Below are 22641 nucleotides of genomic sequence, written 5' to 3'. Positions count from 1 at the left end.
AACGCAGCCCGTTGCCTCAGTTGCGCAACACCTGGTCGCCGGCATTGGCCGGCAAACGCAGGGCGTCCAGCAGGGCCACACCGGCAATCAGTGCAAGGCCAAGCAACGCCCAGTGGAAGTCGGCAACGGTCAACCCGCTCTCGCCGCCACGCAGTTGCATGGCCACGCGCAACAGCAGCGCCACCACCGCCACCCCCAAGGCCATGGCCAGCTGGAAGCACATGCTGAACAGCGTCGATGCCTCGGCCATCTGCTGCTGCGGCACATCGGCAAACCCCACCGCGTTGTAGGTGGTGAACTGCATCGACCGTGACAGCCCGCCCATGAACAGCACCAGCGCCATCCAGTACCACGCCATGCCCTGCTGCAACCCCAGGCAGGCCAGGATGCAGGCCACGCCGACCAGGCCGTTGCCCAGCAACACGCGGCGAAAACCAAAGCACCGCAACAACCCGCTGGTGAACGGCTTCATCGCCAGGTTGCCGGCAAAGATCGCCAGCACCAAGAGGCCGGCGTCCAACGGTGGCAGGTCGAAGCCGACCTGCAACAGCAAAGGGATCAGAAACGGTAACGCGCTGATCGACAGGCGGAACAGGGTGCCGCCCACGATGCTGACCCTGAAGGTACGGATGGCCAGGGTGTGCAGGGGCAACAGGGGGGCCGGGTGGCGCCGACCGTGACGGATGGCCAATCCGGTCAGCACAGCCCCAAGCACTACCAGTACCAGCCCTGCCCCCAGGCTGTCGCCGGCCAGTGACCCGAGCAGCTCCAGGCCCACCAGCCAAGCCGCACAGGCCGAGCCCAACCAGACGAAGCCCAGCGTGTCGAAGCGGCGCGGCGCCTCGCAGCGGGTGTCGGGTATCAACAGCCAGACGGCGGCAAGGGCCAGCAAACCGAGGGGAATGTTCAGGTAGAAGATCCACGGCCACGACCCGTGCGTGACGATCAGGCCACCGAGCGGCGGGCCCAGTACCGGTGCCACCAGGCCCGGCCAGGTGATGACCGCGAGCTGCTTCACCAGGTCTTTTTTCTCGGTGGTGCGCAACACCACCAACCGCCCCACCGGAACCATCAGGGCGCCGCCGATGCCCTGCAACACCCGTGCAGCCACAAAGGCTTCCAGGCTGGCGGCCAGCCCACACAGCAACGAAGCGGCAGTGAACAAGGCGATAGCCCCGGCGAACACCTGGCGCGGGCCAAAGCGCTCGGCGAGCCAGCCACTGAGCGGGATGAACACCGCCACGGCCAGCAGGTAGGCACTGATACCGATGTTCAGGCTGACCGCGCTCTGGCTGAAGTCGCTGGCCATTTGCGGCAGCGCGGTGGCAATGACGGTGGCGTCCAGGTTTTCCATGAAGAACGTGATGGCCACCAGCAAGGCAATGCAGGTGGTCTGGCGCGAGCGCTGGGCGGCTGCCGGGTGGGCCAGGGTGCCAGGGCGTTGCGTTGGCGGCCCGGTCATGGGCAACCGAGTCGCCGTTCGTGGGCGCGGAGCTGCACGGGCACGTTGGCAACCATAGGCCTACTCCAGCGGGATGGTCAGGCGATCGATCACGGCACCGGTTTCGGGGCGCACCCCGCGCCACCAGGCAAACGCCTCTGCCGCCTGCTCGACCAGCATGCCCACACCATCGGCCAGGCGCGCCACACCTTGTTCACGGGCCAGGCGCAGGAATGGCGTGAGGCCTTTGCCATAAGCCAGTTCGTAGGCCAGCCGGGCCTGGGCCAGGGCCCCGGCCGGCAGCGGTGGCAACTCACCGACCAGGCTGGCAGAGGTGGCGTTGACCACGATATCGAAAGCCTGCCCCGGCAGTTCTTCGTACCGGCTGATTCGCAGCCGCGGGTGATTCAGCTCATTGCGCAGCGCCACCGCCTTGGCCATGTCGCGGTTGGCGATCACCAGCTCGGCAGGGCCGGCGTGCAGGAACGGCAGCAGCGCCCCACGCACCGCGCCACCCGCCCCCAGTACCAGCACACGACGCGCATGCAGCGGCTCCCCGAGGTTGACCTCGATATCGCGCAGCAGGCCAATACCATCGAAGTTCTCTGCCACGATGCCGCCGTTCTCGAACTTCAGGGCGTTGGCTGCCCGGGCCAGTTGCGCTCGTTCGCTGCAGCGCTCGGCCAGTTCGAAGGCGCGCAGCTTGAACGGTGCCGTGATGTTCATGCCCAGCCCACCCTCACCGCGGAACGCCAGCACCTGGGCCTCGAAGCCCTCCAGCGACCCCTCGATTGCGCCATATTCCAGCTGCTGGCCACAGGCTTGGGCGAACAGCCCGTGGATCAGCGGAGACTTGGTGTGGTTGATCGGTCGGCCGATCACTGCATAGCGGTCGCTCATCGTGCCTCTCCATGGGTGAACAGCACCCCGTCTGCCTGCATGGCGGTGATTTCTTCGGCGCTGAAGCCAAGCCCGGCGGCGACTTCGGCGTTGTGCTGGCCCAGGTCCGGGGCCACCTGGTGGATGGTGGTGTCGCAGTCGGAAAAACGGAACGGCAGGTTGGGCAGGCGCAGTGTGCCATAGCGCGGGTGATGCTGTTCGACGACCATGTTGCGCGCCTGAATCTGCGGGTCGGCCAGCACCTCGTCGATGCGCTGTACCTTGGCGCTGGGCACGTCGATGGCATCGAGCAAGGCCAGGATAGCCGCCACTGGCCGCGCGCCCACCCAATCGCGCACCACCGCCAGAATTGCCTCGCGGTGGGCATTGCGGCCATTCACACTGTGGTAGCGGCTGTCGCTGGCAAAACCTGCCGGGCCACCATTGGCTTCAAGCATGGCGGCAAAGCGCCGCCAGGCGTCATCGACCTGGGCAGCGATCACCAGGTCGCCGTCGGCGGCACGGAACACCCCATACAACGTCGAGGTGGGCATGTCATGGCCGGTCTGCTCGGGCAGTACGGTGCCGTTGGACAGCGTGAAGCACTGCACCGCGTACTCATGCATCGACACCAGCGTGTCGTACAAGGCCATGTCGATGTGCTGGCCACGGCCACTGCTGACGCGCCCCAGCAAGGCGGCATTGATGGCTGCCACGGCGTGGATGCCGGTGTACATGTCGCCCAGCGAAATGCGCAGCAACGGCGGTGCTTCGCCCGGCACGCCAACCATCTGCATGATCCCGCTCTTGGCCTCGGCGATCAGCCCGAAGCCGGCACGGTGTGCATCCGGCCCCGTGTGGCCATAGGCGGAAATGGAGCAGTACACCAACCGCGGGTTGCGCGTCGCCAGCTCGGCATAGCCCAACCCCAGCTTGTCCAGCGCGCCCGGCCGGTAGTTTTCGATGAACACGTCGGCCGAATCGGTCAGGCGCTGCATGAAGGCCTTGCCGCGTGGGTCCTTCATGTTGACGCTGACGCCCTGCTTGCCCATGTTCAGTTGCAGGAAGTAACCGCTTTGCTGGTCATCCAGGGTGAACGCGTGCTGGCGACCGGCGTCGCCGCTGCCTGGCCGTTCAACCTTGATCACCTCGGCGCCCAGCGCCGCCAGGCAACGCCCTACATAAGGCCCGGCAAGAAAATGGCTGTAGTCGATGACGCGGATACCCGCCAATGGCAATGCCTGGCTCATGCTGCCCCCTTGCACGGCACCATCAGCCGGTGCTCGCCGCGTTGCACGACCTGGCCGTGCTGGTTGATCAGCTCCGACGGCAGGACCACGATGCCCCAACCCGGGCGGCTTTTACTCAGGCGCATCGCGCCAACGCGCATGCGCACATGCAGCACATCGTCGACCTTGATCGGCAACACGAAATCCCAGGTCCAGCCCAGTGACATGCCCGGCACGAAGCGGTAATCGCATTGGGTCTTCAAGCCATCGGCGATCGACAGGCCGAACAGGCCGTGGGCAACCAGGCAGCCAAAGTGGCTGGCATTGGCATACGCCTCATCGACATGCACCGGGGTATGGTCACCGGTCAGGTCGGCATAGGCCAGGATGCGTTCGCGGGTGACGGTGTAGCTCGGGCTGATGCATTCATCGCCCTCGCGGGCGTCGTCCCAGTACTTTTCAGTCACGCTCATGGCTGCACCTGCGCACGTGGGTTGATAGCCAGTGCCTGGGCGACCGTCGCCTTGGGTAATGCCTGGATGAACTCCACGGCCAGGCCGTCGGGCAAGCGCAGCCAGTTGCGGCCCTGCGGCATTGCACTGACGCCGAAACGCTGTGCTGCCGCCAGCACCGCTTCCAGGTCTTCGCACATGATCCCCAGGTGCGCCATGCGCCCTTCAGGCCCTGCAAAGTCGGGCTGGTGGATGAACTGCAGGCCGCCGAGGGTCCAGTACTGGGTCGGCTGCTCGGGGTCACCCTGCGACTCGCGCAGAGTCATGCCGCACACCTCGCTGAAAAAGCGGATATGCCAGTTGATGTCACGCACCCAGAAGGCGACGTGTTCGAGGTAGGCTTTCGGCTGGCTCATGGGTTGTCCTTGTTCTGCTGGTCGGCCATCGCGCGTTCGATGCCTTTGATACACGCCACCAGGGTGGCGTTGACGGGTGTGGCGACGCCGTGGCGCTGGCCCCAGCGCACGACGGAACCGTTGATGAAGTCAATTTCAGTGATCGAGCCTTTTTCCAGGCTCTGCAGCATTGAGGTGCGAAAGCTCGCCGGCAGGCCTTCGGCGGCCAACTGCCAGGCTGCCTCGGGGCTGGTCAGGCTCAGGCGGATACCGGCGCGCTCGGCCACCGCGATCGCTTCGGCAACGGCCGCCTTGGCGGTGCTCGCCAGCAGCGGCTCGCTGTACAGCTGGCCATAGCTGAGCCTGGTGATGGCGCTGAGCGCACCGGTGGCGACGTTGACCAGCAGCTTGTCCCACATGGTGCCGAGGATGTTGTCGCTGACCGTGGTGGCCAGGCCGGCACCGTTGAATACCTCGGCGATAGCCTGCACGCGGGCGCTGCGCTGCCCGTCCAGTTCACCGATGTAGGTCTGCTTGCCGGCCACCCCGGCGCGGATCGCCCCCGGCGCCAGCAGCACGCCGCCGACATAGGTCTTGCCAGCCAGTATCCGCTCGCGCCCGGCCGCCTGCGCCAGGATATCCTCGTGCCCCAGGCCGTTCTGCAGTGACAGCAGCAGCGTTTGCGGGCCCAGAAGCGCCGTGGCCCCGGCGATCGCCTCGGCGGTGTGGAACGACTTCACCAAGACCACCACCAGGTCGGCCACCCCCACCTCATCGGCGCACGTCGCCGCATGCACGCGGACTTGGCGCTGGCCGCGCTCATCCTGCACCTGCAGGCCGTGCTGGTTGATGGCCTCGACATGGGCACGGCCTCGGTTGAGCAGCCAGGTTTCATGCCCGGCTTCGTTCAAGGCCGCGCCGATGGCGCAGCCCAGGGCGCCGGCACCCAGAATGCAGATTTTCAAATCGCAGACCTCCGTGGTTTGCGATCACCTTATGCAGCCACGCTTATTAGCGCTATACAATGCAGCAAATAGCCCCATTGAGATTTGCAATAATGACCACTGCCCCGGTACTGCCCGAACCCAAGCTGCTGCAACTGTTCGATGTGCTCTACCACTGCCGTAGCGTTACCCGCGCCGCTGAACAGCTGGGGCAGAGCCAGCCGACCATCAGCATCTGGCTGGGCCGCCTGCGCGAACAACTGAACGACCCGCTGTTCGTGCGCACCCCTGGGGGCATGGCGCCCACCCCACGCGCCGACCAGTTGATCGGGCCGTGCCGCGAAGTCCTCGAGTCACTGCGCCGGCTGGCGGCCTGGGAACCGCACTTCCAACCCGCTACCGCACAACGGCGCTTTCGCCTGTGTGTGAGCGACGCCAGCCACATCACCTTGCTGCCCAGCATCCTCAACCACGTACGCAGCCACGCGCCCGGCATTCGCCTGGAGGCGGTACGCATCGATGGCAACAGCGAAAGCGCGCTGGAATCGGGTGAAGCTGACCTGGCGATCGGCTTCGTACCGTGGCTGGGCGGTGGCATGTACCAGCAAGTGCTGTTCGACCAGGACTGGGTGTGCCTGAGCGCGCGCGGGCACCCGCGCCTGGCCGGCGGCCTGAGCATGGCCTGCTACCACGCCGAAGGCCATGTGCAGATCAGCGCCGGCACCGGCCAGAAGCTGCTGGAAACGGCACTGGCGCGGGCCGGCATCGAGCGCCGCATCGTGCTGGAGCTACCGGCGTTCCTGGGCCTGGGCATGATCCTCGGGAGCACCGACCTGATCGCCACCCTGCCCCGCCATATCGGCCAGACGTTGGCCGACATGCATGATTTGCAGGTGCACGACTGCCCGTTCGCGGTCGAGGGTTTCACGGTCAAGCAGCACTGGCACGCCCGCTACCACCAGGACGGGGGTAACCGCTGGTTGCGCGCAGTGGTCCATGGGCTGTTCGCCCGCGACGGCTCAGCCGGCTCGCGCAAGGGCTCCAGCCGGGCAAGCGCCTGACACCGCGCAACGCTTGCTGCTGGCCGAGGTGGCAAGCATGATGGGCGCATTACGTTCATGCCACGGATATGCCGATGACCGCAGCACCCCCCTCTGTTTCGCAGCCAGGCCGCTGCCAACGCTTGAAAGCGGCCAGCAGCCGCGACCATGACAGCGTCGATCAGCTGGTCATGGCGGCACGGCCGTTTGAGAGCCGCGAGCGCTACGGCCGGTTCCTGCAGGTGCAGCATGGTTTTCATGGCAGCTTGCTGGCGTTGTATCAGGACCCGCAGCTCAACCGGCAACTACCGGGGCTGTCGGCCTTGTCACGGTTTGCCGCGGTGCAGGCCGACCTGCTGGACCTGGGCCTGCCCGCGCCACCGCCACCACCTTCGGTGTGCGCCAGCCCGGCGCAGGCGTTGGGCTGGCTGTATTGCAGCGAGGGGTCGAACCTGGGGGCTGCGTTTCTGTTCAAGTACACTCAACGCCTGGGCCTGGGTGAAGACCAGGGCGCCAGCCACCTGGCCCCGCACCCTGATGGCCGTGCGCTGCATTGGCGTGAGTTTGTGGCCCGTGTGGACGCCCTGGCGCTGGATGAACAGCAAGAGGCCGAGGCGATAAACGGCGCAATCGCTGCGTTCGAGCATTACCGCAGCCACCTGCGCGCAGTGTTTGCCGAACGCTGATCCGGTTTGGGCCGGGCGGGTTGCTTGCCGCATAATTGTACAAGTTATTGCTACAGCGAACTTTTTCCTGGTTGCTGGTCTATGAGGGTGGCACAGAACGGTCACGGCAGGCGAAGCAGCTTGCCTCACCGCTGGCCTGATAGCTCAATTGTGATCAGAGGTGGGCTTCGCTCATGAAAATACAAGTCGCCAGGTGGATGCTGTTCGGTCTGTTCTCGCTTGCAGCAGCGGGCACGGCTTCGGCCCTGCCACTGAAACCGGCCGAGGTGGCGGCCCCGGCCGTTCAGCCAGCGTTGCCTGCGGCCAGCAACCCTTGGTCGAGCGTGGCCAATGCCGCCGCTGTTCAGCCGGCGCCCCTGCTGGCCCATGATGACCACCGCTGGCACGACCACAGGGGGGACTGGCGCCGCGAGCAGTGGCGCCGCGAGCAGGCCCGGCGCGACTGGGAGCGGCGACGCGACTGGGAGCGGCGACGTGACTGGGAACGCCGCCGGGATTGGGAGCGCCGCCATGAGCGGGCGATGCACCAACGCCACTATGACGAACACCGGCACTACCGCCGCTGAAGCCGACACACCGGCTGCTGGCGCTTCAGTCAGCCTGGGGTGGGGCCGCCTCCACCCCTTCTGTTTCCAGCTTCAAACGGTCAGCCTTGCAGATGTACCTGGGCTTGCGCGGCGCGAGTTTGGCGCTGGCTTTCTTCTGGTGCGCCTGCAACAGCTGCTTGATCTTCTTACGACGGTTCATGGTCCACACGGCCTTTGAGTACGGTTTAGCTGCCGCCATCATACCCGTGCAAGCAACCCGCTGCGCACGGCTGCTGCGCAGCGGGCTACGACCAAGGCCCGATGGCTGCTCGCCTTGACGTTATTTTCACAGTCCACAGATTAGCGTCACGTCCTTTCCGGCCACGCACACAGTTGCGGGCTACCAAGGTACGACGAGGCACACGTGTCACACACCACTTCCCCTTCCCGCGTGGACTGGGCCGGCCTGGGCTGGCTCTTGCTGTTCTTCTGGTATTTCTCTGGCGTCACCCAGGCATTGCTGCTGTTCAGTGGCACTACCGGTTTCTCGGGTTTCCGTGATGCGTTTTTCCTCAGTAGCCTGTGGCTGGCCCCAGTGCTGCTGCTGCCCCGCCTTACCCGCGCCACTGCGGCGCTCATCGGCCTGCTGCTGTGGGCTGCTTCGCTGGTTGGCCTGAGCTATTTCGGCATTTATCGCCAGGAGTTCTCGCAGAGCGTCATCTTCGTTATGTTCGAGTCCAACACCGCCGAGGCCGGTGAGTACTTCAGCCAGTACTTCAGTGCCTGGCTGGGCCTGGCGTTGCTGCTGTACACCGTGGGGGCAGTATTGCTGTGGCGCCGCTTGCGCCCGGTCTCCCTGCCGCTGCGCAGCCGCCTGCCAGTGGTGGTGCTGTTGCTGGCAGCCAACCTGGTGCTGCCGTTCTACAAGCAAATGGTCACCCAGGAGCGCAATTTTGCCGATGCGCTGGAAAAGGTACAGCAGCGCATGGAACCTGCAGTGCCTTGGCAATTGCTGGTCGGCTACCGCCAGTACCGCCAGCAACTGGACAACATGCAGGCGCTGCTGGCGCAGAATGCTGCCCTGCCGCCCCTACAGAACCTGCGTGACAACAGCGGTTCGGCACCGCGCACGCTGGTTCTGGTGCTGGGTGAATCGACCACCCGCGAGCATATGCACCTGTATGGCTACAACCGTGACACCACCCCCAACCTCGACGCGCTGGCTGCCAACGACAAAGGGCTGACCGTATTCCGCGATGTGGTGTCACCCCGCCCCTACACCATCGAAGTGATGCAGCAGATTCTGACCTTCGGCGATGAGCAGGCCCCGGACCGGTTCCTCACCGACCCATCGCTGATCAACCTGATGAAACAGGCAGGCTACAAGACCTTCTGGATCACCAACCAGCAAACCATGACCAAGCGCAACACCATGCTCACCACCTTCTCGCAGCAGACGGACGTGCCGGTGTACCTGAACAACCAGCGCAACCAGAATGCCAGCCAGTACGATGACGTGGTGCTCGCACCGTTCGAGAAGGCCCTGCAAGACCCGGCCCCCAACAAGTTCATCATCGTGCACCTGCTGGGCACCCACATGGACTACCGCTACCGCTACCCGGACGCCTATGCCCACTTCACCGACAAGCAGGGCGCACCGAGTGCGCTGACCGATGACCAGGTGCAAACCTACAATTTCTACGACAACGCAGTGCGCTACAACGACTTCGTGGTGTCGAGCCTGATCAAGCGCTACGCTGCCGGCAGCCCGAATGGCTTCCTGGTCTACCTGTCCGACCATGGTGAGGACGTATACAGTTCTGGTAACCACGACCGGCTGGGGCGCAACGAAAGCGCGCCGACCCGGCCGATGTACACCATCCCGTTCCTGGTGTGGACCTCACCCAGCTGGCAGGCCCAGCACCCGCGGGACCTGCAGGCGATGGCCAAGCGCCCGTACAGCAGCTCGCACCTGATCCATACGCTGTCGGACCTTGCCGGTTTGAGCTACGACGGCTTCGAGCCGGCCAAGAGCCTGGTGAGCGCGCAATTCGTGGCGGCACCGCGCTGGATCGGCGACCCCTACCGCAAAGATGGCTTGCACCCGTTCGATCAACTGCCTGGGGGCAAGGTAATGGGGGAGCAGCAGACTGCCAGCCGCGACACTGGAGAGTAAGGCAAGCCCCTAGCGCTGCGCTGCGGGGCGCGCTGCACGGCGCGCCAGCAGCGCGTAACCCAGGCCCAGCACGCCCAGCGCCAGTACCACCAGCAGCCCCATGAGCTCGCGGCTGTAGCGGGCCACGGTTGCCGGGAAGCCGATCACTTCGTGATACACCTGCACATTGGCTGCGCCGTCGGCATGGGTAATGCTGACGCCGCCCTGGCGAATCTGGGAATAATCGGCGTCGAAATACACCCACACCTTGCACCGGCTACCCGGCTCGATGACAGGGATGTCGACTTGCGCGGTAGCCTGCTCCAGCAGTGTGTCGTTGCCAGCAGCATCGCGCACCTGCACCAGGCCTTTGCCTGGCAGGCGCACTTTGACCTGGCGCACCGGCGCATCGCCACTGTTGTGCAGCTCGATGAGCAAGCCGGTACGGTGGTCCACCAACCCCGCCTCGAACGGTTTGGCGAACAGCTGGGCGTACGGCAACTGAGCCAGTTCGACCAGGCGCTCGACCTGATCGTGGCTCAACTGCCCCTGGCTGATGCTGTTGATGCGCCCCTGCAACTGCTCATACTTGAGCTGGTCGCTGGCTTTGCTGATGCGCTCGCTGAACTGGCCAGGATAGGTGAGGTAGGCATACGTCAGTGACGCTTCCAGCCGCGGGTTGCCCCTGAACAACGCGTAGGCGGCCGACAGGACCATCAGGCCAACCAGCACCGCGACCAGGAGCTTCCCCACCTTGTCCCAACTCAATGCGAACCTCCTTTTGAAATGATGCAGACGATTCAAACCGCCCAAGGGTGCCAAGTTCATGGCCCCCAGGCAACCCTGTCTACTCGATGCCCTCCTTCTCGCGCGCCTGGCGCATCTGCAGCAGCTGGCCATCGACCAGTGCCTTGGCCATGCCCGCCAGGTAGAACGTGGCCTTGATCATCACCTTGCGGTCACTTGGCCGGTCGATGGCCTTGCGCGTGATTTCAGTAATGCAGCCCATGATGGCCGAGGCTTCCGTCAGCGCGGTTCGTATCGGCAACTGCGGTCGCATGTGCACCAGTTCGGCATCGGGGTGGCCGAAGCGGCTGGCCGCCGCCACCACATTGAGCGTGTTGTTGTCTTCGGGGGTGTCGTTTTCCATGTTCATTCCTCGGGGGGTTGAGCGTGCCGAGACTAGGCGGCGGCCTGGGCCACCACAATGACTTGAGCCTGGAACGGCTCATTTTCGGAAATGCCCTACAAAGTTACCGTGCAGCCCCCCCTTGCACCCCGCCCCTTGACCGAGACCGGGCAGTGGCGGACGATCAATCACCCCCACTCAGGACGAACATCATGCTACGGATATTGGGCAGAGCCTCTTCCATCAACGTGCGAAAAGTCCTGTGGGCCTGTGCCGAATTCGAGGTCGCCTTCGAGCGCGAAGACTGGGGTACGGGCTTCAAGGCCACCGACACCGCGCAATTCCTGGCGCTGAACCCCAACGCCATGGTTCCGGTGATCCAGGATGGCGACTTCACCCTGTGGGAGTCCAACAGCATCATCCGCTACCTGGCCAACCGCTATGGCGCCACCGCGTTCTACCCCGGCGAAGCACAGGCACGGGCCAGGATCGACCAGTGGATCGATTGGCAGGCGTCAGACTTGAACCGCGCCTGGAGCTACGCCTTCATGTCGCTGGTCAGGCATTCGCCCGCCCACCAGGACCCTGTGGCGCTGGCGGCGGGTTGTGCGGACTGGGCGCGTTACATGCACATCCTCGACCGGCAACTGGCCGCTACCGGCGCCTACGTGGCCGGTGCCCAGTTCACCCTGGCCGATATTCCTATCGGCCTGTCGGTCAACCGCTGGTTCGAAACGCCGTTCGAGCACCCGCACCTACCGGCTGTGCGCGATTACTACGAGCGCCTGAGCGAGCGCCCGGCTTACCACCTGCATGGCCGTAACGGCACCCCGTAAAGCCCCCGGCGCGGTCAGCCTGGCACATTGCACTGTGCCATGGCCGCCGCCCGGCCACGCCAGGCAAACAGCAGTACCAACACCAGGCCCAGCGCCGCCATCGCCGCCCCTGCCAGGGCAATCGCCGCGTAGCCCAACCCCACGTTGATCACCGCGCCGCCCAGCGCCGCGCCGATCGCATTCCCCAGGTTGAATGCACCGATGTTCACCGCCGAGGCCAGGTTGGGGGCATCCTTGGCCGCTTCCATCACGCGCATCTGCAGCGGTGGCACCAAGGCGAAGCTGGCCGCACCCCAGACCAGGATCGCCAGTGCCGTGGGCAGTGGCCAGTCCAGCACCAGCGGGAACACCAGCAGCACGGCAATCAGCACCGCCAACGACAGGATCAAGGTGCGCTCGACCGAGCGGTCCGCTGCCTTGCCGCCCCACACGTTGCCCAAGGTCAGGCCGACACCGAACAGCACCAGCATGGCGGTGACGAAGGTGGTGGACGCGCCAGCTTCGTTCTGCAGGATCGGCGCAATGTAGGTGAACACCGTGAACATGGCGCTGGAGCCCACCACGGTCAGCAACAACGCCGCCAGCACCGGCCCCCGCACGAGCACGCGGATTTCGGCCATGGCCCCGTCGCCTTTGGGCGAAGGTACGTTCGGCAGTGCATACCACAGCGTGGTCATCGCGATCAGGCCAAGCCCGGCGATGCCCCAGAACGCCGTGCGCCAGCCCAGCATTTCACCAAACCAGGTGGCCAGCGGCACCCCGCCGATGGTGGCCAGTGTAAGGCCCATGAACATCGCTGCCACCGCCCCGGCGCGCTTCTCGGGCGGTACCACGCTGGCGGCGACGATCGAGCCGATGCCAAAGAACGCGCCGTGGTTAAGTGACGTGACCACGCGGGCAACCAGCAGACTGGCGTAGTCACTGGCCAGTGCCGACATCAGGTTGCCCAGGGTGAAGATCGCCATCAGGCCGATCAACAGGTAACGCCGCGGGATCCTTACCGTGGCCAGGGTCATCAGCGGTGCGCCGATCAGCACACCGAGGGCATAGGCACTGACCAACAGCCCGGCAGCAGGTATGGAAACGCCAAGGTCAGTGGCGATACTGGGCAACATGCCCATGGGGGCAAACTCGGTGACACCGATGCCGAAGGCACCGATGGCAAGTGCGACCAGAGGTGGATTGATACGCATGGCAAAAACTCCTTAGCTATGCGGCAAATGCTACGATCTGCTTCCCTGGCGCACTAGACAGCCTTTTTGCCAATCACCTTTGCTTGCGAGGCACAAATGGACTTCAGCGGTAGATCCGGTGAAATGGCGGTTTTCGCCAAGGTGGTGGACGCGGGCAGCCTGTCTGCCGCCGCCCGCGCCTTGAACCTGACCCCTTCGGCGGTCAGCCGCATTCTCGCCCGCACCGAGCAGCGCCTGGGCACCCGCCTGCTGCTGCGCACCACCCGGGCCCTGACCTTGACCCCCGAGGGCGAGGCATACCTGCGCGGCGCGCGGCGGGTGCTGGCCGACCTGCAGGAAGTCGAGGATGCGATCGCCGACCAGGGCGTGCCGCGCGGGCGCTTGCGCATCAGCGCCGCGCAAGGGCATGCCCGCTTGACCGTGGTGCCGCTGCTGGCGGCGTTCAGCGCGCGTTACCCGCAGGTACTGGTCGACCTGACCATCAGCGACGAGGTGGCCGACATTCACGCCGGCCAGGCCGACGTTGCGCTGCGCTTTGGCCACCTGCCCGACAGCTCGCTCAGCGCCCGCCCAATTGGCGAAACCGGCCAGGTGGTCGTGGCCTCGCCCGAGTACCTGGCGCGCTGCGGTACGCCGCTGGTGCCTGAAGACCTGGCCGGCCACAACTGCCTGCACTTCAACTTTCGCCGGGCCGTAGCAGACTGGCCGTTCCGCCGCGACGGCGAGGTCTTTGCGTTGAAGGTGCGGGGCAACATCGAATGCAGCAGCGGCGAAGCACTGGCACAGCTGGCCAGGCTGGGTGCAGGCGTGGCCCGCATCGGCACCTTCACGGTGGCCGATGACCTGGCCAGCGGGCGCCTGCTTCCGCTGCTGGAAGCCTACAATCCTGACGACCGCGAGCCGATCCATGCCGTGTTCGTGGGCGGGCCGTCGATGCCGGCGCGGGTGCGGGTGTTCGTGGATTTTCTGGTGGAGCAGCTATCACCCCCCTTTGTAGGCACTTGAACGCAGGTCAGGTTGGGGTATCGTGGGTCCCCCATAGTACTGCCAGGGCTCGACCACCATGCGCATTGTCATCCCCGACGACTATCAGGACGTGATCCGTACCCTCGACTGCTTCAGTCGCCTGCACGGGCACGATGTCCACGTACTGCATGCCCCCCAGCCAGCGACGCTCGAGCAATTGGCGGCACGCTTTGCCGACGCTGACGCGCTGGTACTGACCCGCGAACGCACCCGCATCGACGCCGCCCTGCTCGATCGCCTGCCAAGCCTCAAGCTGATCAGCCAGACCGGCAAGGTCTCCAGCCACCTCGACCTGGCCGCCTGTACCGCCCGGGGCATCATGGTGACCGAGGGCCGGGGCTCGCCAGTCGCCCCAGCGGAGCTGGCCTGGGCGCTGATACTCAATGCCCGCCGCCAACTGGTGCCTGCCATCGATGCCTTCCGCCAAGGCCACTGGCAAGTCAACCTGGGGCAGGCACTGGCTGGCCAGGTGCTGGGTATCTGGGGCTACGGCAAGATCGGCCAACGCCTGGCCCGCTATGCGCAGGCGTTCGACATGCCGGTGCTGGTGTGGGGCAGCGACAGCAGCCGGGCCGCCGCCGCGGCGGATGGCCACCGGGCCGCGGCGTCACGCGAGGCGTTTTTTGCCGAAGCGGATGTTGTCAGCCTGAACCTGCGCCTGTCCGAGCAAACCCGGCACCGGGTGACGTTGGACGACCTGACACGCATGAAGGAGGACGCCCTGCTGGTGAACGTGAGCCGCGCGGAACTGATTGCGCCAGGGGCGTTGCTGCAAGCACTGGATACAGGCCGGCCAGGTTATGCGGCGGTGGATGTGTACGAGCAGGAGCCGGTGCTCGACCCCGGCCACCCCCTGCTGCGCCACCCGCGTGTGCTGGCCACGCCCCACCTGGGGTATGTGGAAAAGACCGGCTACGAGCTGTATTTCGGTGATGCCTTTGACAATGTGCTGGCGTTTTTCGGGGGGGCACCGCAGAACGTGGCCAACCCGCAGGTACTGGCGGCAGGGAACTGAGTGTTTGCCAGCAGATATGCAGCGCCTGTGAGATCGAGCGCCGCCCGCGCGGCGCAATCGCGAGCTGCGCTCGCTCCTACGTTTGTTTCGGGCCAGTAACCCCTGTGCCAGATGCGCGCGGCCGCCTTGTTCGTACGACGCGATTTTGAGGCATGCGCCAAGGCGTTCGCGCGCAAATCCCACAGGAATAATTGGCCCGAAACAAACGGAGCGAGCGCAGCTCGCGATGCGCCGCGCGGGCGGCGCTCGATCTCACAGGCGCTGCATATCTTGTGACAAACACCTATCAGCCCTGATGCGCCCCCTGTGTGTGGCTTGCCTGCGATGGGCCGCAAAGCGGCCCCTGCACTACAGGCAGGCCTATGGCGCGGCGTTCTGCGCCGCAGCAGGCAGAACTGCGCGTTTACGCTGCCCCAGCAACGCGCGCGCTGCCAACGCGGCCACCACCAGGCCGGGTGAGGCCGCCAGCAGCAAGCCCCCTACCCCCGCCCCCGCCGCCAGGATTTGCCCGGCAGCCAATGGCCCGGCCATCGAGCCCAGCCGGCCCACGGCCACAGACGCACCAACGCCTGTGGCGCGCACGTGGGTGGGGTACAGCGTGGGTGCCAAGGCATACAGCACCAGTTGCCCGCCAATGGCGCAATAACCGGCGGTAAAGCCCGCCACCAGCATCAGCGCAAAACTGCTCGACAGCCCCAACCCAGCCAGCGAGGCCAGCATCCCGGCGTAGCCGATGAACACCGCACGCCCGGCATGCCCGCGGTCCATCATGCGCCCGGTCAGGAACGAGCCTGCTGCGCCGCCAAGGTTGAACAGGATCTGCACCGCACCCGCCTGCGGCCGGCTGTAACCCTGGCCCATCAACAACGACGGCAACCAGTTCAGGAGCATGTACAGCACAGTCAGGGTGAAGAAACACGCCAGCCAGAGCAGCAGCGTGCGGCTGACCTGCCCCGGCCCGAACAGCTGGGTCAGCAACCCCGCATCACCCGCGCTGGCAGCAGGCCGGGCGCGAAACGCCTGGGACTCTTTCAGCCACAGCATCAGCACCAGGGCAATCAAGATCGGCGCAATACCGCCCACGTAGAACACCACTCGCCAGTCTTCACCCAACCCGGCCATGCCGATCACCGAAGCGATCGCCCCACCCAGCGGCACGCCGCAGTAGGTCACACTCACCGCCGTGCTGCGCAGGTGCTCCGGCGCCGCCTCGCTGGCCAGGGCGATCAGGATAGGCAGCGCTGCACCAAGCCCCAACCCTGTCACCAGCCGTGCGATCAACAGCGTGCTGTAGCTGTCGGCATGCGCAGTGCCAAGCGAAAAACCACCGAACAGCAATACCGCGACGATCAACACCGCTTTTCGGCCCAGCCTGTCGGCCAGCCAGCCGCCAATGAACGCGCCCGGCAACAGCCCGAGCAACCCGGCGCTGAATACCCAGCCGAGCATCGCCGGGGTCAGCGCGAATTCCTTGGCCATGTGCGGTGCGGCGACGCCGGTGGCCTGAAGGTCCAGGCCCTCAAGCAACGCCACCAGAAAACACAGGCCGATGGTGAGCACCGGCTTGCTTGCAGCTTTGGATGAATGACTCATGTGTGGCCCCTGTTGTTGTTATGGGTCGTGAAGTCAAAGCCTGAATGTGGCACGCAAGGAAACGATCGAAGAATCTTCGCCGCCGGCCTCCTTGATGCCAGCGCCAACGTCGTAGTACTTGAGGTCCAGGTCCAGCGTGAGATTGGGTGTGGCCAGCCAACGGGCGTTGGCCCGGTAGATGGTGCCGACATGGCGCCCGGTTCCCCGGGTGTTGGCCAGCATGCTCATGCCCGGCATGTACACCCCGTCCTCTTCGCGTTGCTTCCACACCGCCAGCACGGCCGGCTCGAAACGCACCGTGCGCGACGGCGAAAAACCGAACGTGGGCCCGACCACGATCAAGTTGCTCAAGGTGGTCAGGCTGGCTTCGCCATACACGCCGTTGCGCGGGAACAGCGGGTCGAAGGTACCGACCTTGCCATCGCCAGGCTCGCCATCGCCGCTGGCAGCATCGACGCGCAGCCCCAGGCGCGGTTGCCAGGGGTGGGCGAAGGTATAGCCACTGTCACTCGACAGCGCCCAGGCGCGGATCGATGCGCCGCCCAGGTGGCCCCGCTGGCCAGCCAGGTTCCAGCTCCAGTCAAGCGCTTGATAGCGGCCGAACAGGCGAGTGCCGAAGGTGTAGCGCTGCTCGTCGCCGACCTCGCCAGCCAGGCTGCGCGCTTCGGTCTGCAGGCCAAAGCCGAACAGGTCCATGTTCCAGCTGGGGGTCAGCGGCAACGTGCCGTACAGCCCATAGAACTTCACCGCGTTGTTGCTGCCGTCATCCCAGCTGTCCGCACCGGTTTTCAGTGGCCTGACGGCGAAGGCATCGAGCTTGTAGCCGCGCTTGAGGTTGAGGCTGGCGCGCACGCCATCGAAGCTCAGGCGCAGGTTCGGCGCGTCTCGGTAGGTGACGAAGACCTGATCGCCGTAGGCCATTTCCTGACGACCGACGCGGGTGGTGTACCGGCCTGCGGCAAAGTCATGATTGAAGTCGATGAACGCCTGACGGATTTCGTTGCGGCCTTCGTCGTTGGGCGAATAAAGGTCCTTGCCGAAGGCGCGGGTGTTTTCCACCTGCAAGAACGTGCGCAGCCCGTCATCGAACAGGTGCAGGTCCGCATGCGCCTGCAAGCGTTGCAGCAGGTAGGAGTCGTCTTTCAGGCCCCGCAAACCGAAGAAGGGTTGGTCCAATGCATCGGCACGGTAGCGGGCCTCCGCGCCGAGCTGCAGCCAGGCGGACTCGGACAACCGGTGGTAGCGCAGCCCATCGAACGGGTCGCTGGCCTTGGCGGGGTCATCGAGGAAGCGGTAGTCCTCGACCCAGCGCGGCGCGCCGGGCCGGCCTGGCCGGCTCTCTTCCAGCGGGTTCGCAGCATACGTGTACTGGCATAGCGAAAGCAGCACAACGAGCACCCATGCCCGGTTCAACGGCTTGGTCATCAGAAGTTTCCTTTACTTGTTTTTATAAAATTGGATAACTCTGTGAATTATTATTTTTGTTAACCATATTGCCGTCAATGGTTAAATGGCCCCGACAAGGTGCCTGCGCGCATAAGCGTTCGCTGATCGAACGCTTATGCGCCAACCGCCTGCGCAAACCCGGCCCCGGCCGCTAATATCGACGCTGCGTGGTGTCTAACCTGCGGATAAGCACCGCCCTTTACCTACCAAAACAACAAGAGCACCCCAATGAACTGCCTAAAATCCCTTGCTGCGCTCGGCCTGCTGATGCTCGGCACCAGCCAAGCCATGGCCGCCCCTATCGTTAAACAACCAAACATTCTGCTCATCGTGGCTGACGACCTCGGGTTCTCTGACCTGTCAGCACTGGGCAGCGAAATTCAGACCCCCAACCTGGACAGCCTGCTGGCCGACGGCCGCCTGATGCTGGACTTTCATGCCGCGCCCAGTTGCTCCCCGACCCGGGCGATGCTGATGTCCGGCAACGACCCACACCTGGCCGGGTTGGGCATGATGGCCGAGGCACGCAAGCGCCTGCCGCCTGGCACTGAAGTGCGCCCCGGCTACGAGGGTGTGCTGGCAGGCAATGTCGCCACCCTCGCCGAGCTGCTGCACGATGCCGGCTACCGGACCTTCATTTCCGGCAAATGGCATTTGGGCATGCAACCTGCGCAACAGCCGCAGAACCGCGGGTTCGACCAGGCCTACGTGCTGCTCGAAGGCGGCGCCGCGCACTTCAAGCAAGCCAACATGGATTTGCAGCCGAACTACAGCGCAACCTTCCTGCACAACGGTGAACCCATCGCGCTGCCCACCGACTTCTACTCCAGCACCTGGTTCACCGACCGCCTCATTGACGCGATTGACCAGCCCAACCCTGGCAACAAACCGTTCTTCGCCTTCGCCGCCTATACCGCGCCGCATTGGCCGCTGCAGGCACCGGACCAGTACCTGGCGCAATACCGCGGCCGCTATGACCAGGGCTACGAGGCCATCGCCAAACAGCGCCTGGAGCGCCAGCGCAAGGCCGGCCTGGTACCGGCCGACTTCCCGCTGGACGCACAACTGGAAGGGGTGCCGAGCTGGGCATCGCTCAGCGCCGAGCAGCAACGCCAATCGGCGCGCACCATGGAGGTCTACGCCGCCATGGTCAGCGCCCTGGATGCCGAGGTGGGCAGGTTGGTAGCGCACCTGAGGCAGCGGGGCGAACTGGAAAATACGCTGATCCTGTTCATGTCCGACAATGGCCCGGAGAACGCTTCACGGGTGGACCCGACGTGGATCAGCCAGCACTTCGACAACCGCCTGGACAACTACGGCCGACGCGACTCGTTCCTGATGATCGGCTCGGCCTGGGCCCAGGTCAGCGCCTTGCCCAGCCGCCGCTACAAGATGACCACCTACCAGGGCGGCATCCGCGTGCCGGCCTTTGTCTACTACCCGGCCACGATCAAAGCGGGGCGCAGCGAAGCGCTGGCCAGCGTGCGCGACATCATGCCCACCCTGTTGCAACTGGCCGGTGCGCCGATGCCCGGCATCAAGTACCGCGACCGCGATATCGTGCCGCCGCAGGGCAGTTCGGCACTGGACTACCTGCAAGGCGACGACACGCTCATCCATGCCGGTGACGAAGCCCTGGGCTGGGAAATCAACGGCAGTGCTTCGCTGCGCAAGGGCCCGATGAAGCTGCTGTGGGATGCCACCGACGGCAAACCGGCGTGGCACCTGTACGACCTGCGCAAAGACCCAGGTGAGCACCACGACATCGCCGCTGTGCACCCCGAGCAAGTGGCACAGATGCTGCGCGACTGGAAGGCCTACGCCCAGCGCAGCAATATCGTGATCGATGCCGAAGGCCGCCCCGCCAGCCCTGCCAGAGTGGCGAGCCCGGCGGTGGCCAGCAAGCAATGATCGGGCGTGCAGCCGGCTGCGCACTGCTCGCCGCCGGTTTGCTCGCCATTGGCTACAGCGCCTGGCCGCAAGCGGCGGCCCCGGCGCTGCTGTGTGATGGCTATGGCGGTGTACCCACCCCCCGTGAAGGCCCCTGGCGGGACGGCATGGTGCAGCTGCCCGGCGGCAAGTTCAGTTTCGGCTCGGACCGCTACTACGACGAGGAGGGCCCCACCCACCTGGCGCAAGTGTCGGCGTTCTGGATCGATGTACACCCGGTCACCAATGCCCAGTTCGCACGCTTTGTCGCGGCGACCGGCTACCTCACCCATGCCGAGCGGGGGATCGACAAGGCCGACGACCCCAGCCTGCCCCAGCACCTGCGCGTGCCGGGGGCAATGGTGTTCAAGCAAGGGCCGGATGTGCTGCGCCCGGGTTGGCAGTTCGTGCCCGGGGCCAGCTGGCGCCACCCGCAAGGCCCGGGCAGCGACTTGCAAGGGCTGGCTAACCACCCGGTGGTGCAAGTGGCACTGGAGGATGCACAGGCCTATGCGCGCTGGGCCGGGCGCAGGCTGCCCAGCGAGGCGCAGCTGGAATATGCAATGCGCGGCGGCCTGCAGGATGCCGACTTCAGTTGGGGCATGACCGAACTGCCCAAGGGCAAAGCCATGGCCAATACCTGGCAGGGCCAATTCCCGTACCACAACGCCGCCACCGACGGTTTCACCGGCACTTCGCCGGTGGGCTGTTTCCCGGCCAACGGCTTTGGCCTGTTCGATGCCGGGGGCAATGTCTGGGAGTTGACCCGCACGGGTTACCGCCCTGGCCATGCGCCGCAGCGCGACGCTGGCCTGGACCCGCCCGGGCCAAGCCTGGACGACAGCCACGACCCCGCCGACCCCGGCGTGAAAGTGGCAGTGATCAAGGGCGGTTCGCACCTGTGTTCGGCAGACCGCTGCCTGCGCTACCGGCCTTCGGCGCGGCAACCTCAGCCGGTGTTCATGGCCACTTCACACGTGGGTTTCAGAACGGTGCGGTAATGCTGGGCAACGGGGCAGCGGCCGCCGCCACGGCCGCTACCTGGCGGTCGAAATCGAGCATCAGGTAGTTGCAGAAAAAGCCGATGCTTTCCTGCTTTTGCAGGCGCAGTGGCGCGTCCACCGGCAAGGCCTGCAGGCAACGCTCGGTGCGCGCCCAGGCAAACGCCTGCAACGCCGTGGCACACAGTTGCAGGAAGTCGCCGGCCGCGCTGTACGGGTACTCGGGGTCAGCGGCCGCCTTGGCCATGACCTCGGCAAGTAGCCCTTGCAGCACCGCACATACCTTCTGCAGAACCGCAGCCGCCATGCCGGTGCCGGCTTCTTTACGCAGTTCGCCCAGCAGCAGTGCCATGCCCGCCCCGCCGTCACCCAGCACCTTGCGCAGCAGCAGGTCGTTGGCCTGCACCTCGTTGGTGCCTTCGTAGATCATGGCGATGCGGCTGTCGCGCAGCGTTTGCTCGATACTGAACTCGCAGGTGTAGCCATAACCGCCGAACACCTGCAGGGCCTTGCTGGCCAGGGTGAAACCTTGCTCGGTGAAGGCAGCCTTGATGACCGGTGTCAGCAGCGCCGCCAGCGTCGACGCCTTGGCCCGTTGCCCGGGCTCAGTGGCTGCTGCGGCCACATCCAGCCAGTGCGCCGCCCAGTAGCCCAGTGCGCGCATACCTTCGCTGCGCACCCGCAGCTCAAGCAGCACCCGGCGCATGGCGGGGTGCAAGTGAATGGGGTCGGCTTGGCCCTTGGGCTGCCCGGGCGCATTCATCTGCCTACGCGCCATGGCGTATTCCCGGGCACATTGCCAGGCGGCTTCGGCGTGCGCCAGCCCTTGCAAGCCAACGTGCAGCCGGGCCGAATTCATCATCACGAACATCGCCGCCAGGCCGCCGTGCGCCTGCCCCACCAACCAGCCACTGGCCGCCTCGAAGCGCAATGCACAGGTGGCGCTCCCGCGGATACCCAGCTTGTGCTCCAGGCCTTCGCACTGCACCGCATTACGCTGACCGTCTTCCAGCCATTTGGGGACCAGCAGCAGCGACAGACCGCGGCTGCCGGCCGGCGCGCCCGGCAGCCGCGCCAGCACCAGGTGCACGATCTGGCGGGTCAGGTCGTGGTCGCCGCCGGAGATGAACAGCTTGTTGCCCGTGATGGCATAACGGCCGTCGCCCAACGGCTCGGCGCGGCAACGCAACAGGCCCAGGTCGCTGCCGGCCTGGGGCTCGGTCAGGCACATGGTGGGCAGGATCTCGCCACTGACGATACCGGGCAGGTAGCGTGCCTGCAGTTGTTCGCTGGCATGCGCCTGCAGGCATTGATACGCGCCATGGGCAATACCGGTGTACATGGCCCAGGCATGGTTGCTGGCGAAGAGCATTTCCTGCAGCGCAGCGTCGAGCACCAGCGGCAACCCTTGGCCGCCGAACTGCGGGGTACAGGCCAATGCCGGCCACCCTGCCTCGACATAAGCCTGGTAGGCCGCCGGGAAACCGTGCGGGGTCCGCACCTGCCCCGCCTCCATACGGCAACCCTGGCGATCACCTGTGGCGTTCAGCGGCACCAGCACCTGCTCAGTGAAGCGGGCGGCTTGTTCCAGCACCTGCCACGCCAGGTCCAGGTCCAGGTCGGCATGAGGCGGCATTGCCTGCCAGGCCTTGTCAGCCTGGAGCCAATGTTGCAGCACGAATTGCATGTCCAGCAGGGGGGCCTTCCAGGCCATGGAACACCTCT

General features: G+C 65.4%; 22 protein-coding genes. 9 read left to right on the top strand and 13 right to left on the bottom strand.

Annotation, left to right across the window (positions count from 1 at the left end; genetic code table 11):
- Positions 1 to 16 precede the first annotated feature (16 nt).
- From L1P09_RS10330 to L1P09_RS10305, 6 genes are read right to left on the bottom strand one after another with little or no spacing between them, the layout of a single operon-like run.
- Positions 17 to 1462: an MFS transporter gene (locus L1P09_RS10330; RefSeq protein ID WP_166524970.1), complete on the bottom strand. Its 1446-nt coding sequence runs from the start codon at positions 1460 to 1462 to the stop codon at positions 17 to 19.
- Positions 1463 to 1522: 60 nt separating this feature from the next.
- Positions 1523 to 2341, bottom strand: coding sequence for a shikimate dehydrogenase (aroE, locus tag L1P09_RS10325; protein WP_235768787.1), 819 nt, complete (start codon positions 2339 to 2341; stop codon positions 1523 to 1525).
- Complete coding sequence (locus tag L1P09_RS10320; RefSeq protein WP_054905649.1) at positions 2338 to 3570, bottom strand: CaiB/BaiF CoA transferase family protein; 1233 nt, start codon at positions 3568 to 3570, stop codon at positions 2338 to 2340. Before L1P09_RS10320 ends, aroE begins: the two co-directional genes overlap by 4 nt.
- On the bottom strand, positions 3567 to 4022 hold the full coding sequence (locus tag L1P09_RS10315; RefSeq protein WP_029886074.1) for a MaoC family dehydratase: 456 nt from the start codon (positions 4020 to 4022) through the stop codon (positions 3567 to 3569). Before L1P09_RS10315 ends, L1P09_RS10320 begins: the two co-directional genes overlap by 4 nt.
- The gene (locus L1P09_RS10310) at positions 4019 to 4417 is read right to left on the bottom strand and encodes a VOC family protein (RefSeq protein ID WP_029886075.1); all 399 of its coding nucleotides are present in this window, start codon (positions 4415 to 4417) and stop codon (positions 4019 to 4021) included. The genes L1P09_RS10315 and L1P09_RS10310 overlap by 4 nt, the downstream gene beginning before the upstream one ends.
- Positions 4414 to 5361 carry a ketopantoate reductase family protein gene (locus L1P09_RS10305; RefSeq protein ID WP_232892963.1) on the bottom strand — a complete coding sequence of 316 codons (948 nt, stop codon included), beginning with the start codon at positions 5359 to 5361 and terminating at the stop codon, positions 4414 to 4416. The genes L1P09_RS10310 and L1P09_RS10305 overlap by 4 nt, the downstream gene beginning before the upstream one ends.
- A gap of 92 nt (positions 5362 to 5453) precedes the next feature.
- On the opposite strand from L1P09_RS10305, the gene L1P09_RS10300 reads away from it, so the two are divergent.
- From L1P09_RS10300 to L1P09_RS10290, 3 genes are all read left to right on the top strand, one after another.
- Positions 5454 to 6401: a LysR family transcriptional regulator gene (locus L1P09_RS10300; RefSeq protein WP_235768786.1), complete on the top strand. Its 948-nt coding sequence runs from the start codon at positions 5454 to 5456 to the stop codon at positions 6399 to 6401.
- Between the two features lie 74 nt (positions 6402 to 6475).
- The gene (locus tag L1P09_RS10295; protein WP_029886078.1) at positions 6476 to 7066 is read left to right on the top strand and encodes a biliverdin-producing heme oxygenase; all 591 of its coding nucleotides are present in this window, start codon (positions 6476 to 6478) and stop codon (positions 7064 to 7066) included.
- A 173-nt stretch (positions 7067 to 7239) separates the two neighbouring features.
- Positions 7240 to 7632, top strand: a complete 393-nt coding sequence (locus L1P09_RS10290; RefSeq protein WP_235768785.1) for a hypothetical protein — start codon at positions 7240 to 7242, stop codon at positions 7630 to 7632.
- A 25-nt stretch (positions 7633 to 7657) separates the two neighbouring features.
- On the opposite strand, the gene L1P09_RS10285 is transcribed toward L1P09_RS10290, so the two are convergent.
- Positions 7658 to 7813: a DUF2986 domain-containing protein gene (locus L1P09_RS10285; RefSeq protein ID WP_009685121.1), complete on the bottom strand. Its 156-nt coding sequence runs from the start codon at positions 7811 to 7813 to the stop codon at positions 7658 to 7660.
- Between the two features lie 204 nt (positions 7814 to 8017).
- Here L1P09_RS10285 and L1P09_RS10280 point away from each other — a divergent pair, with 204 nt between their 5' ends.
- Complete coding sequence (locus tag L1P09_RS10280; RefSeq protein WP_235768784.1) at positions 8018 to 9769, top strand: phosphoethanolamine transferase CptA; 1752 nt, start codon at positions 8018 to 8020, stop codon at positions 9767 to 9769.
- Positions 9770 to 9778: 9 nt separating this feature from the next.
- Here L1P09_RS10280 and L1P09_RS10275 read toward each other — a convergent pair whose 3' ends face one another.
- Together L1P09_RS10275 and L1P09_RS10270 are read right to left on the bottom strand one after the other, a co-directional pair.
- Positions 9779 to 10516, bottom strand: coding sequence for a hypothetical protein (locus L1P09_RS10275; protein WP_054905653.1), 738 nt, complete (start codon positions 10514 to 10516; stop codon positions 9779 to 9781).
- Positions 10517 to 10595: 79 nt separating this feature from the next.
- Positions 10596 to 10898 (bottom strand): DUF3077 domain-containing protein, encoded by a 303-nt coding sequence (locus tag L1P09_RS10270; protein WP_009685125.1) that lies wholly within the window; start codon positions 10896 to 10898, stop codon positions 10596 to 10598.
- Positions 10899 to 11089: 191 nt separating this feature from the next.
- On the opposite strand from L1P09_RS10270, the gene L1P09_RS10265 reads away from it, so the two are divergent.
- Positions 11090 to 11713: a glutathione S-transferase family protein gene (locus L1P09_RS10265; RefSeq protein WP_009685126.1), complete on the top strand. Its 624-nt coding sequence runs from the start codon at positions 11090 to 11092 to the stop codon at positions 11711 to 11713.
- 14 nt (positions 11714 to 11727) lie between these two features.
- Here the strand turns inward: L1P09_RS10265 and L1P09_RS10260 are convergent, their stop codons facing one another.
- On the bottom strand, positions 11728 to 12906 hold the full coding sequence (locus L1P09_RS10260) for an MFS transporter (RefSeq protein ID WP_029886083.1): 1179 nt from the start codon (positions 12904 to 12906) through the stop codon (positions 11728 to 11730).
- 96 nt (positions 12907 to 13002) lie between these two features.
- Between L1P09_RS10260 and L1P09_RS10255 the strand changes: the two genes are divergently transcribed.
- Both L1P09_RS10255 and L1P09_RS10250 read left to right on the top strand, forming a co-directional pair.
- Complete coding sequence (locus L1P09_RS10255; protein WP_054905654.1) at positions 13003 to 13911, top strand: LysR family transcriptional regulator; 909 nt, start codon at positions 13003 to 13005, stop codon at positions 13909 to 13911.
- 58 nt (positions 13912 to 13969) lie between these two features.
- Positions 13970 to 14947, top strand: coding sequence for a D-2-hydroxyacid dehydrogenase family protein (locus L1P09_RS10250; protein ID WP_235768783.1), 978 nt, complete (start codon positions 13970 to 13972; stop codon positions 14945 to 14947).
- 360 nt (positions 14948 to 15307) lie between these two features.
- Here the strand turns inward: L1P09_RS10250 and mhpT are convergent, their stop codons facing one another.
- Positions 15308 to 16540 carry a 3-(3-hydroxy-phenyl)propionate transporter MhpT gene (gene mhpT, locus L1P09_RS10245; protein ID WP_054904094.1) on the bottom strand — a complete coding sequence of 411 codons (1233 nt, stop codon included), beginning with the start codon at positions 16538 to 16540 and terminating at the stop codon, positions 15308 to 15310.
- 33 nt (positions 16541 to 16573) lie between these two features.
- Positions 16574 to 17965, bottom strand: coding sequence for an alginate export family protein (locus L1P09_RS10240; RefSeq protein ID WP_054904095.1), 1392 nt, complete (start codon positions 17963 to 17965; stop codon positions 16574 to 16576).
- Between the two features lie 249 nt (positions 17966 to 18214).
- Between L1P09_RS10240 and L1P09_RS10235 the strand changes: the two genes are divergently transcribed.
- Entirely contained in the window at positions 18215 to 19897 is a 1683-nt protein-coding gene (locus L1P09_RS10235) for an arylsulfatase (RefSeq protein ID WP_235768782.1), read from the top strand.
- Positions 19894 to 20916, top strand: a complete 1023-nt coding sequence (locus L1P09_RS10230; protein ID WP_232892447.1) for a formylglycine-generating enzyme family protein — start codon at positions 19894 to 19896, stop codon at positions 20914 to 20916. Before L1P09_RS10235 ends, L1P09_RS10230 begins: the two co-directional genes overlap by 4 nt.
- Here the strand turns inward: L1P09_RS10230 and L1P09_RS10225 are convergent.
- The gene (locus L1P09_RS10225; protein ID WP_235768781.1) at positions 20900 to 22630 is read right to left on the bottom strand and encodes an acyl-CoA dehydrogenase family protein; all 1731 of its coding nucleotides are present in this window, start codon (positions 22628 to 22630) and stop codon (positions 20900 to 20902) included. The two genes, L1P09_RS10230 and L1P09_RS10225, sit on opposite strands and share 17 nt — an antisense overlap.
- Positions 22631 to 22641 lie beyond the last annotated feature (11 nt).

The sequence above is a fragment of the Pseudomonas juntendi genome, assembly GCF_021560075.1.
GTDB classification, from domain to species: Bacteria; Pseudomonadota; Gammaproteobacteria; order Pseudomonadales; family Pseudomonadaceae; genus Aquipseudomonas; species Aquipseudomonas juntendi.
The sequence above is the reverse complement of the archived record's forward strand: the minus strand, read 5'-3'. Positions and strand labels throughout refer to the sequence as shown.

Coding starts and splice junctions, on each gene's coding strand:
- L1P09_RS10330 (WP_166524970.1), bottom strand. CDS start 1,462: ATGACCGGGCCGCCAACGCAACGCCCTGGCACCCTGGCCCACCCGGCA.
- aroE (WP_235768787.1), bottom strand. CDS start 2,341: ATGAGCGACCGCTATGCAGTGATCGGCCGACCGATCAACCACACCAAG.
- L1P09_RS10320 (WP_054905649.1), bottom strand. CDS start 3,570: ATGAGCCAGGCATTGCCATTGGCGGGTATCCGCGTCATCGACTACAGC.
- L1P09_RS10315 (WP_029886074.1), bottom strand. CDS start 4,022: ATGAGCGTGACTGAAAAGTACTGGGACGACGCCCGCGAGGGCGATGAA.
- L1P09_RS10310 (WP_029886075.1), bottom strand. CDS start 4,417: ATGAGCCAGCCGAAAGCCTACCTCGAACACGTCGCCTTCTGGGTGCGT.
- L1P09_RS10300 (WP_235768786.1), top strand. CDS start 5,454: ATGACCACTGCCCCGGTACTGCCCGAACCCAAGCTGCTGCAACTGTTC.
- L1P09_RS10295 (WP_029886078.1), top strand. CDS start 6,476: ATGACCGCAGCACCCCCCTCTGTTTCGCAGCCAGGCCGCTGCCAACGC.
- L1P09_RS10290 (WP_235768785.1), top strand. CDS start 7,240: ATGAAAATACAAGTCGCCAGGTGGATGCTGTTCGGTCTGTTCTCGCTT.
- L1P09_RS10285 (WP_009685121.1), bottom strand. CDS start 7,813: ATGAACCGTCGTAAGAAGATCAAGCAGCTGTTGCAGGCGCACCAGAAG.
- L1P09_RS10270 (WP_009685125.1), bottom strand. CDS start 10,898: ATGGAAAACGACACCCCCGAAGACAACAACACGCTCAATGTGGTGGCG.
- L1P09_RS10265 (WP_009685126.1), top strand. CDS start 11,090: ATGCTACGGATATTGGGCAGAGCCTCTTCCATCAACGTGCGAAAAGTC.
- L1P09_RS10260 (WP_029886083.1), bottom strand. CDS start 12,906: ATGCGTATCAATCCACCTCTGGTCGCACTTGCCATCGGTGCCTTCGGC.
- L1P09_RS10255 (WP_054905654.1), top strand. CDS start 13,003: ATGGACTTCAGCGGTAGATCCGGTGAAATGGCGGTTTTCGCCAAGGTG.
- L1P09_RS10250 (WP_235768783.1), top strand. CDS start 13,970: ATGCGCATTGTCATCCCCGACGACTATCAGGACGTGATCCGTACCCTC.
- mhpT (WP_054904094.1), bottom strand. CDS start 16,540: ATGAGTCATTCATCCAAAGCTGCAAGCAAGCCGGTGCTCACCATCGGC.
- L1P09_RS10240 (WP_054904095.1), bottom strand. CDS start 17,965: ATGACCAAGCCGTTGAACCGGGCATGGGTGCTCGTTGTGCTGCTTTCG.
- L1P09_RS10235 (WP_235768782.1), top strand. CDS start 18,215: ATGAACTGCCTAAAATCCCTTGCTGCGCTCGGCCTGCTGATGCTCGGC.
- L1P09_RS10230 (WP_232892447.1), top strand. CDS start 19,894: ATGATCGGGCGTGCAGCCGGCTGCGCACTGCTCGCCGCCGGTTTGCTC.
- L1P09_RS10225 (WP_235768781.1), bottom strand. CDS start 22,630: ATGGCCTGGAAGGCCCCCCTGCTGGACATGCAATTCGTGCTGCAACAT.